The organism is Constrictibacter sp. MBR-5 (genome assembly GCF_040549485.1).
In the GTDB taxonomy this organism is placed as follows: domain Bacteria; phylum Pseudomonadota; class Alphaproteobacteria; order JAJUGE01; family JAJUGE01; genus Constrictibacter.
Map to the genome: position 1 here is coordinate 252129 of NZ_JBEPTK010000006.1, position 16200 is coordinate 268328.

Below are 16200 nucleotides of genomic sequence, written 5' to 3' on the forward strand. Positions count from 1 at the left end.
CTATTCCGCGGCGACGGCGGCCGCGCGCTCTTCTGCGAGCTCGCGCAGCGCGCGCCGATAATCGACGGGCATGACCTTGACGAACTTTCCGACGTTGGCCGGCCAGTCGGCCAGGATCTCGCGGGCGCGCGCACTGTTCGTGTAGTGCATGTGCCGCTCGATCAGGCCGCGCAGCCGCACGGCATCGTGCCGGGTCATGTCGGAGAGGTCGACGCCGCCCGCGGCCGGGGCCGGCTCCGTCGCCTCATGGGCGATCGGCTCCAGTTCGACCTGGTCGAGGTTGCAGCGCTCCTCGAAACGGCCGTCGGGGTCCCAGACATAGGCGATACCGCCGCTCATGCCGGCCGCGAAGTTGACGCCGGTCTGGCCGAGCACGACGACGATGCCGCCGGTCATGTACTCGCAGCCGTGATCGCCGCAGCCTTCGACCACGGCGGACGCGCCCGAATTGCGCACCGCGAAACGCTCGCCCGCCACGCCGTTGAAGTAGGCCTCGCCCTGGATCGCGCCGTAGAGCACCGTGTTGCCGACGATGATGTTCTCGGTCGGCTTCAGCGGCGCGTTCGCCGGCGGATAGACGACGATCCGGCCGCCGGACATGCCCTTGCCGACATAGTCGTTGGCGATGCCCGACAGTTCCAGCGTCACGCCGGTCGCGAGCCAGGCGCCGAAGCTCTGGCCGCCGACGCCGTGGGCACGGATGACGATCGTGTCCTCCGGCAGGCCGGCATGGCCGTACGTCTTCGCCACCTCGCCCGACAGCATGGCGCCGACCGTCCGGTTGACGTTCCGCACCTCGGTCTCGATCACGACGGGCGTCCGGTTGTCGAGCGCCGGCCGCGCCTTCTCGATCAGCGTATGGTCGAGGGCGTGCACGAGCCCGTGATCCTGCGTCTCCGAATTGAAGGTGCGGATCTCCGGCCCGACCTTCGGCCGGTAGAGCAGCTTCGCCAGGTCGAGGCCGTGCGCCTTCCAGTGGTCGACGGCACGGCGCATGTCCAGCCGGTCCGTCCGGCCGATCATCTCGTCGACGGTGCGGAAGCCCATCGCCGCCATGATTTCGCGCATCTCCTCCGCGATGAAGAAGAAGTAGTTGATCGCATGCTCGGGCTTGCCGGCGAACTTCGCCCGCAGCACGGGATCCTGCGTCGCGATGCCGACCGGGCAGGTGTTCAGGTGGCACTTGCGCATCATGATGCAGCCCATCGCGATCAGCGGCGCCGTCGCGAAGCCGAACTCGTCGGCCCCGAGCAGCGCGCCGATGACCACGTCGCGGCCCGTCCGCAGGCCACCGTCGACCTGCACGGCGATGCGGCCGCGCAGGTTGTTCATGACGAGAGTCTGATGCGTCTCGGCCAGGCCGATCTCCCACGGGCTGCCCGCATGGGTGAGCGACGTCAGCGGCGACGCGCCCGTGCCGCCCTCAAAGCCCGAGATCGTCACATGGTCGGACTTCGCCTTGGACACGCCCGCAGCGACCGTGCCGACGCCGACCTCGGAGACGAGTTTGACACTGATTCGCGCCCTTGGGTTGACGTTCTTTAAGTCATGGATGAGCTGCGCCAAGTCCTCGATCGAGTAGATGTCGTGATGCGGCGGCGGCGAGATCAGGCCGACGCCGGGGGTCGAGTGGCGGACCTTGGCGATCGCCTTGTCGACCTTGTGGCCCGGCAGCTGTCCGCCCTCGCCCGGCTTGGCGCCCTGCGCCATCTTGATCTGGATGTCGTCGGCACTGACCAGGTACTCGGTCGTGACGCCGAAGCGGCCCGACGCCACCTGCTTGATGCGCGAGCGCATCGAATCGCCGTTCGGCATCGGCACGTAGCGGTCCGGCTCCTCGCCGCCCTCGCCCGTGTTCGACCGGCCGCCGATGCGGTTCATCGCCACGGCCAGCGTGGTGTGCGCCTCCCGGCTGATCGATCCGAAGGACATGGCGCCCGTGGAGAAGCGCTTCACGATCTCGGCCGCCGGCTCGACCTCGTCGAGCGGCACCGGGCCGTCGGCGGGCTTCAGGTCGAGCAGCCCGCGCAGCGTCATCAGCCGCTTCGACTGGTCGTTCATCAGCTGGGCGTATTCGCGCCACGTGTCCGGCAGGTTGGCGCGAACCGCGTGCTGCAGCTTGGCGATGCTGTCCGGGTTCCAGTTGTGCGCCTCGCCGCGCAGGCGATAGGCGTACTCGCCGCCGACGGGGAGCATGTTGCGGTAGACCGGCGCGTCGCCATAGGCGAGGCGATGGCGCTCCACCGTCTCGCGGGCGATCTCCTCGATCCCGACGCCCTCGACCATGGTCGCCGTGCCGGTGAAGTAGCGCGACACGAACGGCGTGGAGAGGCCGACGGCGTCGAAGATCTGGGCGCCGCAATAGGACTGATAGGTCGAGATGCCCATCTTGGACATGACCTTCAGCAGGCCCTTGTTGATCGCCTTGACGAAGTTCTTCGCCGCCTTTTCGTCGCTGACGGCGTCCGGCAGATCCTCGCGCAACGCCTTGATGGTCTCGAACGCGAGGTAGGGGTTGATCGCCTCGGCGCCATAGCCGGCGAGGAGGCAGAAATGGTGCACCTCGCGCGCCTCGCCCGTCTCGACGACGATGCCCGTCTCGGTGCGCTCGCCCTCGCGGATCAGGTGATGATGGACCGCCGAAGTCGAGAGCAGTGCCGGGATGGCGATGCGGTCGGGGCCGGTGCCGCGGTCCGACAGGATCAGGATGTTGAAGCCGTCCAGCACGGCCTGGTGGGCGTCGCGGCACAGGGCCTCGACGGCGGCCGCCATGCCGGCCGGGCCTTCCTCGGCCGCCCAGGTGGTGTCGAGCGTGCGCGTGCGGAACGCGCCGACGACGTCGGTCACCGTGCGGATCTTGTCCAATTCCTCGTTGGTCAGGATCGGCTGCTTCACCTCCAGCCGCAGGTGCGAGCCGCCCGATTCGAGGTCGAGCAGGTTCGGCCGTGGCCCGATCATCGAGACCAGCGACATCACCAGCTCCTCGCGGATCGGGTCGATCGGCGGGTTGGTGACCTGGGCGAAGTTCTGTTTGAAGTAGCTGTAGAGCGTCTTGCTCTGGTCGGAGAGGACCGAGATCGGCGTGTCGGCGCCCATCGAGCCGACCGGGTCGTCGCCGGCGATGGCCATCGGCTGCAGGAAGAACTTGATGTCCTCCTGGGTGTAGCCGAACGACTGCTGCAGATCGAGGAGCGGCACGTCGCTGCGGGCGAGATTGGTCGCGGCGCGGGCGGCATCACCGCCGGCGTTCGCCGCCGGCAGTTCCTCCAGCTTGAACTGCGTCTTGCCCAGCCACTCCTTGTAGGGGTGGGCGCGCGCGAGTTGCTGCTTCAGCTCGGCGTCGTCGACGATCCGCTTCTCTTCCAGGTCGATGAGGAACATCTTGCCCGGCTGAAGCCGCCACTGCTTGACGATCTTCTCGGGCGGGATGTCGAGCACGCCGATCTCGGACGCCATGACGACGAGGTCGTCGTCCGTCAGCAGCCAGCGCGCCGGGCGCAGGCCGTTGCGGTCGAGCGTCGCGCCGATCTGCCGGCCGTCGGTGAAGGCGACCGCCGCCGGGCCGTCCCACGGCTCCATCAGGGCGGCGTGATACTCGTAGAACGACCGCCGCTCCTCATCCATCAGCTTGTTGCCGGCCCACGCCTCGGGGATCAGCAGCATCATGGCGTGGGCGAGGCTGTAGCCGCCCTGCACCAGCAGCTCGAGGGCGTTGTCGAACGAGGCCGTGTCCGACTGGCCCTCCGGGATCAGCGGCCAGAGCTTGTCGAGATCGTCGCCGAACAGCTTCGACTTCATCGAATGGCGGCGGGCCGCCATCCAGTTCACGTTGCCGCGGAGCGTGTTGATCTCGCCGTTGTGGCAGACCATGCGGAACGGATGCGCGAGGCGCCAGGACGGGAAGGTGTTGGTCGAGAAACGCTGGTGGACGAGCGCCAGTGCGCTGTCCATCCGCTCGTCCTGGAGGTCCAGGTAATAGGCGCCGACCTGGGCCGCGAGCAGCATGCCCTTGTAGACGATCGTCCGCGAGGACAGCGACGGAACGTAGAAGTCCTCGATCCCCGGCGTCTGCCGGGCACGGACGCCGTTCGCCGCACGCTTGCGGATGATGTAGAGCTTGCGCTCGAAGGTGTCCTGGTCGGGCGTCCCCTCGCCGCGGCCGACGAAGATCTGGCGCACCGCCGGCTCCGTCGGCTTCACCGTCTCGCCCAGCCCGGAAGGATCCACCGGCACGTCGCGCCAGCCGAGCAGGACCTGCCCCTCCTCGGCGACCAGACCTTCGAGCAGTTCCTCGAACGTGCGGCGCCGGTCGGCGTCCTTCGGCAGGAAGACCATGCCGGCCGCATAGTCGCCGAAGGCGGGCAGCGTGATGCCCAGATCGGCAGTCACGGCACGCAGGAAGGCGTCCGGCGTCTGGATCAGGATGCCCGCACCGTCACCGGCCAGCGGATCGGCACCGACGGCGCCGCGATGCTCCAGATTTTCGAGAATGCGCAGCCCCTGCCGGACGATGGCATGGCTTTTGCGTCCTTTGACGTCGGCGACGAAGCCGACACCACAGGAATCGTGCTCGTTCAACGGGTCGTACAGGCCCTGGGCGGGCGGAAGCTGGCTCACAGGCGGTCCTCACGAAGCGAGAGCGCGCGCCGGCGGCGGCTTTTGACGCGCCGACGCCGGGCGCGGCCCTCCTCTTGGGCTGCGCTCGGGTTGAAGGGACGAACCCCGGGGAGTTCGACAGCATGACGGACGTTACGCCGGCACTTTCCGCACCTCGCGTCACGCCCGACGGATATCCCCGGTTCCGTCCCGGACAACGACGCCCATCGAGGTGGGCGCTGCTGCGACCGACTAACCTAACGGCAGAGGTCCGCCCTGCCAACATGCGAATGATCGGACATGTCCTTCGGGCACCCGCGGCGGACCGGCGGACCGGCCGTCTTCCGCGCGGGACGCGCCTCACGCATAGTTTCCCGATACGTCCCTTCCCTATCCAGCGAGGCTGACCAGCGGATGAGCGAAAAGCGCATCGCCATCGACATCGGCGGTACCTTCACCGACGTCGTGCTGGAGCATGGCGGATCCCGCACCACGGCAAAGGTGCTGACCACGCACGGCGCACCGGAACGCGGCGTCATGGAGGGGGTGGCGGGCGTGCTGGCCGAGGCCGGCGTGGCCGCCGCGGATGTCGGCCTGGTTATCCACGGCACGACCCTGGCGACCAATGCGCTGATCGAACGCAAGGGCGCACGGACCGCGCTGGTCACGACCGAAGGTTTCCGCGACGCGGTCGAGATGGCCTACGAGCACCGTTTCGACCAGTACGACCTCTACATGGAGCGGCCGGAGCCGCTGGCGCCGCGCGACCTGCGATTCGCCGTGCCGGAGCGGATCGCCGCCGACGGCGAGGTGCTGCTGCCGCTCGACGAGGCCGCGGTCGCGGCGCTGGTTCCGGCGCTGCGCGCGGCGAACGTCGCCGCCGTCGCCGTCGGCTTCCTGCACAGCTACGTCAATCCGGCGCACGAGGACCGTGCCGCGGCGATCCTGGCCGAGGCGCTGCCCGACGTCGCGATCACCCGCTCGGCCGACGTCTGCCCGGAGATGCGCGAGTATGAGCGCTTCTCGACGGCGCTCGCCAACGCCTACGTCCAGCCGCTGATGTCGGGCTATCTCGGCCGGCTGGAGACGCGGCTGCGCGCAGGCGGCGTCGCCTGTCCGCTGCTGCTGGTCATGTCGAGCGGCGGCGTCACGACGATCGAGACGGCGCGCGCCTTCCCCATCCGCCTCGTCGAATCGGGGCCGGCCGGCGGTGCCATCCTGGCGCGCAACGTCGCCGCCGAGTGCGGGCTCAACCAGGTGCTGTCGTTCGACATGGGCGGCACCACCGCGAAGATCTGCCTGATCGACGACTTCAAGCCGCAGCTGTCGCGCAGCTTCGAGGTGGCGCGCATGCAACGCTTCCTGAAGGGCAGCGGCCTGCCGCTGCGCATCCCGGTCATCGAGATGGTGGAGATCGGCGCCGGCGGCGGGTCGCTGGCCGCCGTGGATACGCTCGGCCGCATCACGGTCGGCCCCGAGAGCGCCGGTTCCGAGCCGGGACCGGCCTGCTACGGCCGCGGCGGCACGCGGCCGACGGTCACCGACGCCGACTTGGTGATGGGGCGCATCGACCCGGTGAAGTTCGCCGGCGGCCGGGTGCCGCTGGACGCCGCACAGGCCGCCGCAGCGGTCGACGCGATGGTGGGCAGGCCGCTCGACCTGCCGACCGAACTCGCGGCCGGCGGCATCGCCGAGATCGTCGACGAGAACATGGGCAACGCCGCGCGGGTGCATGCCGTCGAATCCGGCAAGGACCTGCCGGAGCGCGGGCTGATTGCCTTCGGCGGCGCCGCTCCCCTGCACGCCGCCCGCCTCGCCGAGAAGCTCGGCATCGGCACGGCCGTCGTCCCGATGGCGGCCAGCGTCGGCTCCGCGGTGGGCTTCCTGCGCGCGCCGATCGCCTACGAGGTGGTGCGCAGCCGCTACGTCGACATGCGTCGCTACGACTCGGACATGCTGACAGACCTGTTCGCCGGGATGCGCGCCGAGGCCGAATCCGTGGTGCGGATGGGCGCGCCGCACGCGCCGCTGGTCGAGACGCGCACCGCCTACATGCGCTATCGCGGCCAGGGGCACGAGATCGCCGTGCCGCTGCCCGAGGCCCGCATCGGCGGCGACGGCGGGGAGGCCCTGCGCGCCGCGTTCGAAGACGCCTATCGACAGCTCTACGGGCGCATTATCCCGAACCTGACGGTCGAGGCCATGTCCTGGAGCCTGGCACTGGCGACCGAAGTGCCGCTGCCGGAGCGCGCCGACGCGACGGCCGGCGGCGCCGCGGCGATGACGGGCGAGATGCGCCTGCTGTACGACATCGACGCCGGAACCTGGCGCGAGGTGCCGGTCTACTGGCGGCCCGACCTTTCGCCGGGCGAAACGGTCGCCGGACCCGCCGTGATCGCCGAGCCCGACACCGCCACCGTGGTCACGGCCAATTTCGACGCGACCGTCAACGCGGTCGGCCATCTGGTGCTGAACCGCAGGAGCGCGCCATGACCGCGAACCCCCTCGCCCGCATCCGCATGCAGGTCATGTGGAACCGCCTGCTCGCCGTCGTCGAGGAGCAGGGCCAGACCCTGGTCCGCACAGCGTTCAGCACGTCGGCCCGCGAAGCGGGCGACATCTCGGCGGGCGTCTTCGACGTCGAGGGCCGGATGCTGGCCCAGGCGGTGACGGGCACGCCCGGCCACATCAACTCGATGGCGCTGGCGGTGAAGCACTTCATCGACCGCTTCCCGGTCGCGACCATGCGCGAAGGCGACGTCTACATCACCAACGATCCGTGGAAGGGCACCGGCCACCTGCACGACCTGACGGTCGTCACGCCGACCTTCCGCAACGGCGAACTCGTGGCGCTGTTCGCCTGCACCAGCCACCTCGTCGACATCGGCGGCATCGGCCTCGCCCCCGACGGGCGGCAGGTCTACCAGGAAGGCCTGTTCATCCCCCTGATGCCGCTGGTCGAGCAGGGCCGGATGAACGCGTGGTTCATGGAGATGGTGCGCGCCAACGTGCGCGAGCCGATCCAGGTCGAGGGCGACATCTACGCCCTGATCGCCTGCAACGAGATCGGCTGCCGCCGCCTCGTCGGCATGATGGACGAGTACGGCCTGGAGACGCTCGACGATCTCGGCGCCTTCATCATCGACTCCAGCCGGCGCGGCATGCAGGCCGAGATCGACAAGCTGCCCAAGGGCACGTGGCGCGCATCGATGCGCATCGACGGCTACGAGGCGCCGATCGACCTCGTCGCCGCCCTCACCATCGCCGAGGGCGAGATCGTCATCGACTTCGAGGGCACGTCGGGCGTGTCGACCTTCGGCATCAACTGCCCGCTCTGCTACACCGAAGCCTACACGACCTTCGGCGTGCGCTGCATCGTCGGGCCGGGCCTGCCGAACAACGCCGGCTCGCTCGAACCGATCAAGGTCAGGGCGCCCATCGGCAGCATCGTGAACCCGCCGCATCCCTGCGCCGTGGTCGCGCGCTCGACCATCGGCCACATGCTGCCGGACGTCGTGTTCGGCTGCCTCGACCAGGCCATCCCGGGCCGGGTGCCGGCGGAGGGCACGTCGAACCTGTGGAACGTGAAGCTGGGCGCCGGTCACGGCCTCGCCGACGAGGTCTGGAACCCGCAGGCGACCGCCTTCCAGGTGACCAGCTTCCACTCCGGCGGCACAGGCGCGCGCCCGCGGCAGGACGGGCTCTCCGCCACGCCCTATCCCAGCGGCGTGCGCAACGTGCCCGTCGAGGCGACGGAGGCGATCACGCCCCTCGTCGTCTGGGCAAAGGAACTGCGGCAGGATTCCGGCGGACCCGGCCGGCAGCGCGGCGGCCTGGGCCAGACGATGGTGATCGGCAGCCGCGAGGCCGCACCCTTCGCGATCTTCGCCTCGTTCGAACGGGTGAACCATCCGGCACGCGGTCGCGCCGGCGGCAAGCCCGGCACCAGCGGCCGGCTGAGCCTGGGGTCCGGCACGGTGCTGAAGCCGAAGGGACGGCAGACGGTGCCGACGGGCGAGCGGCTGATCGTCGAGATGCCCGGCGGCGGCGGCATCGGCGACGCCTTCGCGCGCGAGCCCGAGCGCGTCGCGGCAGACGTCCGCAAGGGCTACGTCACGGCGGAAGCCGCGGTCCGCGACTATGGCGTCGCGGTCGGCGCGGACATGCTGCCCGACGAGGCGGAGACGCGGCGCCTGCGCGCCGCGCGCTCCTGAACCTCGGTCAGATCGGAGTCAGAGGTAGGTCTCGACCAGCGCTTCGGCGATCTGCACGGCGTTGGTCGCCGCCCCTTTGCGCAGGTTGTCCGACACGACCCACATGGCGATGCCGTGCGGGACCGTCGGATCGCGCCGGATGCGGCTGACATAGACCGCGTCCTCGCCGGCACAGTCGACGGGCATCGCGTAGAGGTTGTCTTCCGGCCGGTCGAGGACCACCACGCCCGGCGCGTTGTCGAGGGCGTCGCGCGCTTCCTCGACGGTGATCTCCTCCTCGAACTCGACATAGACCGCCTCGGAGTGGCCGACGAAGACCGGCACGCGGACGCAGGTCGCGATCACCTGGATCGCCGGATCGAGGATCTTCTTGGTTTCCTCGACCATCTTCCACTCCTCCTTATAGGAGCCGTCCGGCATCAGGACGTCGATCTGCGGGATCACGTTGAACGCGATTCGGTGCGGCATCTTCTTCGGCTTGTACTCCTGGACCTGGTAGATGGCCTTGGTCTGGTTGAAGAGCTCGTCCATGCCCTCCTGCCCGGCGCCGGACACCGACTGGTAGGTCGAGACGACGACGCGCCGGATGGGCACGATGTCGTGCAGCGGCTTCAGCGCCACGACCAGCTGGATGGTCGAGCAGTTCGGGTTGGAGATGATGTTGCGCGCCGTGTAGCCGGCGATCGCGTCGGGATTCACCTCCGGCACGACCAGCGGCACGTCCGGGTCCATGCGGAACTTCGAGGTGTTGTCGATGACGATGCAGCCGGCCTCGCCCGCCTTCGGCGCGAACTCGGCCGAGACGCTGGCACCCGGCGAGAACAGCCCGATGTCGGCTTTGCTGAAGTCGAATTTCGCGAGGTCCTGGACTTTCACGGTGTCGTCCTCACCGAACGATACGCTTTTGCCGGCCGAGCGGGCGGAGGCGAGAGCGAACACTTCGTCGACGGGCACGCTTGATTCCGCGAGCCCGGCCAGTAACTGCCGGCCCACCGCACCGGTGGCGCCGACCACTGCAACCCTGTAGCCCATAGATAGGTCCTCGCTGATTCGTCCGGCCGAATCGCGGCCCGGACGTGCGCGGTCACTTACGCGGCACGCCGGGCGATTTCAAGCGCGACGGCCGGCGGGTGCCGGCGGCCCGCCCCTGCTCTTCGTCGCTACTCTCCGGCCGCCGGCCGCAGGGCCGCCGCCGTCGGCCGGAACAGTCGCCCGCGCTCGGTGACGAAGACGACGGCCAGTGCCGCGCAGCCGCACCCGGCGAAGCCCAGCGTCAGCGGTACGACCGTCCCGTCGAACTGCTGGCCGATGTAGAAGCCGATCATTGCGCCGCCCACCGTGGTGATGAACCCCTGGACGGAGGCCGCCGTGCCGGCGATGTGGCCGAGCGGCTCCATCGCCATCGCGCCGAAATTCGGACCCATGAGGCCGAAGCAGAACATCATGCAGCCCTGCAGCAGCGCGAAGCTCCACAGCGTGTCGAGCCCGGCCAGCGACACCACGGCATGGATCACCGCCAGCGCGATGTAGCCGCACAGCGCCGTGTGCGAGACGCGCCGCGTGCCGATGCGCCCGACGATCCGGGCATTCAGGAGCGAGGCGAACACCATGAAGCCTGCGATCATCGCGAAGATGGCCGGGAACCAGACCTCGGCGTCGAAGACGTCGACGAAGACCTGCTGTGCCGAATTGATGAAGCCGAACAGGCCGCCCATCGCCAGGGCCATCGCCAGCATGTAGCCGATGGCGATGCGGTTGGTGAAGACCGTCACAAAGGCGCCGGTGACGCGGGCGGGCGCGATCGGCAGGCGGTCGTCCGGATGCAGCGTCTCCGGTAGGCGCAGCACCGTCCAGACGGCGACGACGACGCCGATCGCCGCAAGCACCTCAAAGATGCGCGGCCAGGCGCCGAAGACCATGATCGCCTGCCCCACGGACGGCGCCACGATCGGCACCGCGAGGAAGACGGTGAAGGCCAGCGACATGACGCGCGCCATCTGCCGCCCGGCATAGCAGTCTCGCACGATGGAGACGGCCAGGACGCGCGTCGCAGCGGCACCGACGCCCTGCAGGATGCGGGCCGCCATCATCACGTCGAACGACCAGGCGTAGGCGGCGGCGAAGCTGGCGACCGCATAGACGCCCACGCCGACGAGCAGGACGGGCTTGCGTCCGAAACGGTCCGCCAGCGTCCCGTAGACGATCTGCGCACCGCCGAACCCCAGCAGGTAGGCGGTGATGATCCACTGCCGGCGGTTGTCCTCGACGATCCCCAGCGCGTCGCCGATGTCCGGCAGGGCGGGCAGCATGGAATCGATCGACAGGGCGTTCATCGCCATCAGCGCGGCGACAAAGGCGACGAATTCGCGAAACCCCATGCCGGGATGCGGGCTGGCAGACGTACCTGCAGCCGTCATCGGAAACCTCGCTTCTTGCGGAGGGTCCGGCCGTCGCTGGGGACAGCCGGTATGATCGGCGGCGCGCCTCCCGGCGGTCCGCTCGACGGCAAGCCTACCCCCGTTCGCAACGCCATGGGGCAGCTTTCATTGCAGTGCAGCATTGCGCGACGTGCGGGAACCGCGGGCCGACGGGTCCGGAACTACGGGGGGGACGTGGCGGGACGGCTCCGATCGCGCTAAACCTTGGCGGAAGGCGGCATCCGAGCCCGCCGGGAAACGCCTGGGAACGGCAAGCGAGGTCGGCGTGCGAGACGGGCCCGATCAGGGTGGGCACGTGCAGGAGGGACATCCGGTCGCCGCGCCGGGGCTGCTCTCGCAGCCCGATTTCCGCCGCGCCTGGCTCGCCGGCGCGCTGGCGCAGACGATGCGCTGGCTGGAAGTGCTGGTCGTCAGCCTGTTCGTCCTGCAGCTGACCGGCTCCGCCGGCATGGTCGCCTTCGTCCTCTTCCTGCGGATGCTGCCCAGTTTCCTGTTCGGCACCCTGACCGGCATCGTCGCCGAGCGTGTCAGCCGGCGCATCCTGCTGGGGGTCGGGCTCGGCCTGCTCTCGCTGCTGTCCCTCGTGCTCGGGACGCTGGTGGCCACCGGCAACATCGCCATGTGGCACGTGGCGCTGGGCGTCTTCCTGAACGGCACCTTCTGGTCGATGGACCATCCCGTGCGGCGCACGCTGATGGGCGAGATCGCCGGCCCGCACGCCGTGGCACGCGCCATGGGCCTCGACTCCTCCACGATGAATGCCACCCGCGCGCTGGGTCCGGCGATCGGCGGCACGCTGCTGGCGGCGATCGGGATGGAGGGCGCCTACTTCCTGGGGACGGTGCTCTTCGCGCTTGCCGCATGGCAGATCATGTCGATCGAGCGGCCGATCCGGCCGGTCGGCGGCAGCGGCAACATCCTCGCCGACATCCGCGAAGGCCTGCGCTTCATCCGCGGAAGCCGCGTGCTCATGGGCACGCTGTGCATGACCGTCGCCATGAACTTCTGGGGCCTCGTCTATATGGGCCTGGTGCCGGTCATCGGCCGCCAGGAACTCGGCCTCGGCCCGTTCGCCACCGGCCTCCTGATGGCGATGGAGGGCACCGGCGCCTTCTTCGCCGCGCTCATGATCGCCTGGAAGGTCCGCAGCGCGCAGTATCTGCGGCTCTACTTCTGGGGGTCGTGCCTGTGCGTCGCGTCGGCGCTGGCCTTCTCGCAATCCGGCTCCGCCGCCTTCTCCTTCGGCATCCTGATCGTGGCCGGCCTCGGCTTCGCCTGCTTCGGCGCGATGCAGAGCACCATTGTGCTCTCCTCGACGCCCCCGGCCCTGCGCCCGCGCGTGATGGGCGTGCTGGCCGTCTGCATCGGCGGCGGCAACCCGCTCGGCATCCTCCACGTCGGCCTGCTCGCCGACTGGTTCGGCGCCCCCACCGCCGTGTCGATCGTCTGCGCGGAGGGCCTCCTCGCCATGACCCTGATCGCCTGGCGCTGGCCCGAACTGATCCGGCCGTTCAAGCCGTGGGGCGATCAGTGAACGCTCAGTCTGCGTTCACGCAGCGGGCGATTTGATGGATGTCGGTTTCCGGCTAGTCTCGTCCCAACTCATAAGGGATCAGGGGAAGCGGGCGATGGCTGCCAACGCAGAAGCGCATGTCTATGTCGGGGCCGCCCCCTGGTCCGGCGGCGAGGTCGGCGGGCTGTTCCGGCGGAACGTCGCGGGCGGGCCGTGGTCGCACCTGACCGAAGGCCTGGACGGTGTCCGCCACGTCCAGGCGGTGACCATCCATCCGCAGGATCCCCGCACCGTCTTCATCGGCACGGCCGACGGTCCCTGGCGCAGCCGCGACGGCGGCGACAGCTGGGAACGGCTCGCCTTCCCCGAGCGCGACGTGCAGATCTGGTCCATCGCCGTGCATCCGACGCAGCCGGAGACCCTGTACGCAGGTGCCTCGCCGGTCGCGGTCTATCGCAGCGACGACGGCGGCGACAGCTGGCGCCGCCTGCCAGACCCGCCGGTGCCCGAGCGGGCCCGCATGCCCTTCGCCTGCCGCGTCATGCGCATCGCGGTCGATCCGGCGCAGCCCGACGCGGTCTACGCGACGCTTGAGGTGAACGGCGCGATCCGCAGCCTCGACGGTGGCGAGACCTGGGAAGACTGCAGCGACGCGCTGGTGACGCTGGCGCAGCAGCCGCACCTCAAGAGCCGGATCCTCAGCGACACCGACGCCGAGGGCATGCTCGACGGCCACGCCGTCTGCGTCAGCGGCGCCGCACCCGGCAGCGTCTTCCTCGCGGTCCGCATGGGCGTCTTCCGCAGCGACGACCGGGGCATCCACTGGCGCGACCTGGAGGTCGGGCGCTTCTCGCCGCTGACCTACGCCCGCGACATCCGCGTGGCGCCCCAGGATCCGAACACCTTCTACGCCTGCCTCAGCCCGGCGGCGCGCAGCGAGGACGGCTCCGTCTACCGCAGCCGCGACCTGGGCGCGACCTGGGAACGGTTCGACAGGGGCGTGAAGGCGGAGAGCACGATGATGGGCGTCGCCCTGCACGCCGGCGATCCCGACGTCGTGTTCGCGACCTCACGCACCGGCCAGGTCTTCGGCACCACCGACGGCGGCGCCACCTGGACGGAGAGTCGTCTGCCCGCGGACTGCAAGGACGTCTATGCCATCGCCGTCGGCTGACCCCGCACCCGGCCGCCGCCGGAACGCGCGCGGGGTCGACGCTTGAAGCTCGGCATCGTCTCCGACCTCCACTGCAACATCGCGGGGCTGACCCGGGCGCTGGCGTTGATGGGCGCCGTCGACGAACTCCTCTGCCTGGGCGACAGCATCTACGAATACCGCTTCTCCAACGAGGTGGTGGCGGCGCTGCGGCAGCACGGGGCCCACGTCATTCTCGGCAACCACGAGGAGGTGTTCTTCGGCCGACATGGCGAGCGCGCACGGTCGGCGGACTGGATCGACCGCGACCTGCTCGCCTGGCTGGCGGAGCAGCCGCACCGCCGTGAACTGACCTGCGGCGGGAAGCGCGTGCTGATGGTCCACTCGACGCCGTGGGAACCGCGCGGCGCCTACGTTCTCCCCACCAGCGCCGAACTCGACCGCTTCGGCGGCGCCGACGCCGACATCGTGCTGTACGGCCACACGCACCAGCAGGTCGTCCGGCGCATCGGCGATGTGCTCGTCGTCAATCCGGGATCGGCCGGCGACGCGCGCGACGCCCGCAATGGCCGCCGCCTGAGCTGCGCGGTGCTCGACACCGCCGACGAGACGGTGCGGATCATCGACTTCGACGCCTGACCGCTTCTTCCGCCGCCGCCTTGCCGAACCCGCCGGCAGCGGCGATGCTCCGGCCCTTTCGAAACGCACGAGTAGAGCCAGATGACTGAAGCCGCGCAGACTGCCGCCGCGATCGGCACCGAGAACACCGACGACGCCGCGCAGCTCGACCGGCTGCTGCGCGCGCGCTACAGCTGCCGCGCCTTCCTGCCCGACCCCGTGCCGGAGCCGGTGATCGCGCGCATCCTGGAGATGGCGCAGCGCACGGCCTCCTGGTGCAACAGCCAACCCTGGCACACGATCGTCACCAGCGGCGACGCCACCGAGCGCTTCCGCCAGGCGATGTATGAGCACGCCACGACTGGCGGCGACGGCGCTTCCGACCTGCCGCAGCCACGCGAGTATCGCGGCGTCTATCTCGACCGGCGGCGCGAGAGCGGCTTCCAGCTCTACAACACGCTGGGCATTCCGCGCGGCGACCGTGCCGGCTACCAGCGTCAGGCGATGGAGAATTTCCGCCTGTTCGGCGCGCCGCACGTGGCGATCATCACGACCGAGGAGGCGCTCGACGTCTATGGCGCGGTCGACTGCGGCGGCTTCGTCAGCACGTTCCTGTTGGCCGCGCAGGCAATGGGTGTCGCGACGGTGGCGCAGGCCGCCCTCGCCCGCTACGCGCCCTTCGTGCGCCGCCACTTCGAGATCCCGGACGACCGGCTGCTGGTCTGCGGCATCTCCTTCGGCTACGGCGACCACGACCATCTGGTGAACAGCTACCGCACCAGCCGCGCGCCGCTTACCGAAACCGTGAGGTGGATGCGCTAGACTAGCAACAATTCCTGGGCTGGCGCCCGGTTCGCCACCAGAACCGGCCTACGAAGCAGCGACGCGGGCTACCCCTTGTAGGCGTGCGGCGTGGAGCAACAGCCTCACCTGCTGGACGATCAGCAATGTCGCAGAGCAGAAACACTCAATAGGTCGGCGGCGTATAGACCCACACGACCACCGCATCGACGCTGCCGGGATTCCGGCACCGGTGCGGGCCGGGTTCCTGGAACGCGAAACTGTCGCCCGCCTCCAGGCGGAAGGTCTCGCCGCCGGCCTGGATCTCGATCGTGCCGGAGATCACGAAGCCGGCCTCCTCGCCCTTGCGGATGCGATCCTCGGCGCCCGTGCGGCTGCCGGGTTCGAAGGTGGTCAGCGTCATCTCGATCTGCCCGCGCAGGTTCGGCGACAGCAGCTCCTCCTCGATGCCGCTGCCGCCGAAGCGCAGCTTGCGGCGGTTGCCGCGGCGCACGATGAAGTCCCGCTCCTTCTCCGGCGCCATCGCGTTGCCCTGGAAGAACCAGGTGACCTGAACGTCGAGCGCCGTCGCGATCTGCTGCAGGACCGTGATCGAGACGGCGGACAGCTCGCGCTCGACCTGGCTGACATAGCCCACCGAGCGGCCGATGCGCTCCGCCAGCTCGGTGATGGTGATCCCGCGCGCCTTGCGCAGGTCGCGGACCTGCCGGCCGACCGGGATCTCCCCCGCCGGCCGCCCTTCTCCCGAAGCCGCTCGGTTGCCCGGCGACTGAGCAGCTGACTGGGCAGCTGATGAAATTTTCGCGTTTTTTTTCACGTCGGTGATTGTCGCCTGGAATTTCTTCATCGGGGAAGCTAGCGTCGCTT

Annotated in this window: 10 protein-coding genes; 6 read left to right on the forward strand and 4 right to left on the reverse strand. The window is 69.5% G+C overall.

What is annotated here, in order from left to right; genetic code table 11:
* Nucleotides 1–4617: a glutamate synthase large subunit gene (gltB, locus tag ABIE65_RS15185; protein WP_354078762.1), complete on the reverse strand. Its 4617-nt coding sequence runs from the start codon at nt 4615–4617 to the stop codon at nt 1–3.
* Between the two features lie 393 nt (nt 4618–5010).
* Between gltB and ABIE65_RS15190 the strand changes: the two genes are divergently transcribed.
* Together ABIE65_RS15190 and ABIE65_RS15195 are read left to right on the forward strand one after the other, a co-directional pair.
* Nucleotides 5011–7089 carry a hydantoinase/oxoprolinase family protein gene (locus ABIE65_RS15190; RefSeq protein ID WP_354078763.1) on the forward strand — a complete coding sequence of 693 codons (2079 nt, stop codon included), beginning with the start codon at nt 5011–5013 and terminating at the stop codon, nt 7087–7089.
* Nucleotides 7086–8810 (forward strand): hydantoinase B/oxoprolinase family protein, encoded by a 1725-nt coding sequence (locus tag ABIE65_RS15195; RefSeq protein ID WP_354078764.1) that lies wholly within the window; start codon nt 7086–7088, stop codon nt 8808–8810. Before ABIE65_RS15190 ends, ABIE65_RS15195 begins: the two co-directional genes overlap by 4 nt.
* Nucleotides 8811–8828: 18 nt before the next feature.
* On the opposite strand, the gene ABIE65_RS15200 is transcribed toward ABIE65_RS15195, so the two are convergent.
* Together ABIE65_RS15200 and ABIE65_RS15205 are read right to left on the reverse strand one after the other, a co-directional pair.
* Nucleotides 8829–9842 (reverse strand): aspartate-semialdehyde dehydrogenase, encoded by a 1014-nt coding sequence (locus ABIE65_RS15200; protein ID WP_354078766.1) that lies wholly within the window; start codon nt 9840–9842, stop codon nt 8829–8831.
* A 128-nt stretch (nt 9843–9970) separates the two neighbouring features.
* Entirely contained in the window at nt 9971–11227 is a 1257-nt protein-coding gene (locus ABIE65_RS15205; RefSeq protein WP_354078767.1) for a multidrug effflux MFS transporter, read from the reverse strand.
* Nucleotides 11228–11543: 316 nt separating this feature from the next.
* On the opposite strand from ABIE65_RS15205, the gene ABIE65_RS15210 reads away from it, so the two are divergent.
* The 4 genes from ABIE65_RS15210 to ABIE65_RS15225 all read left to right on the forward strand — a co-directional run bounded on the left by ABIE65_RS15210 (nt 11544) and on the right by ABIE65_RS15225 (nt 15354).
* Nucleotides 11544–12782, forward strand: coding sequence for an MFS transporter (locus ABIE65_RS15210; protein ID WP_354078768.1), 1239 nt, complete (start codon nt 11544–11546; stop codon nt 12780–12782).
* 94 nt (nt 12783–12876) lie between these two features.
* A complete protein-coding gene (locus ABIE65_RS15215; protein ID WP_354078769.1) occupies nt 12877–13935 on the forward strand; it encodes a sialidase family protein in 1059 nt (352 codons plus the stop codon).
* Nucleotides 13936–13977: 42 nt separating this feature from the next.
* The gene (locus ABIE65_RS15220; RefSeq protein WP_354078770.1) at nt 13978–14553 is read left to right on the forward strand and encodes a metallophosphoesterase family protein; all 576 of its coding nucleotides are present in this window, start codon (nt 13978–13980) and stop codon (nt 14551–14553) included.
* A gap of 81 nt (nt 14554–14634) precedes the next feature.
* Nucleotides 14635–15354 carry a nitroreductase family protein gene (locus ABIE65_RS15225; RefSeq protein ID WP_354078771.1) on the forward strand — a complete coding sequence of 240 codons (720 nt, stop codon included), beginning with the start codon at nt 14635–14637 and terminating at the stop codon, nt 15352–15354.
* 145 nt (nt 15355–15499) lie between these two features.
* Here the strand turns inward: ABIE65_RS15225 and ABIE65_RS15230 are convergent, their stop codons facing one another.
* Complete coding sequence (locus tag ABIE65_RS15230) at nt 15500–16180, reverse strand: cupin domain-containing protein (RefSeq protein ID WP_354078772.1); 681 nt, start codon at nt 16178–16180, stop codon at nt 15500–15502.
* Nucleotides 16181–16200 lie beyond the last annotated feature (20 nt).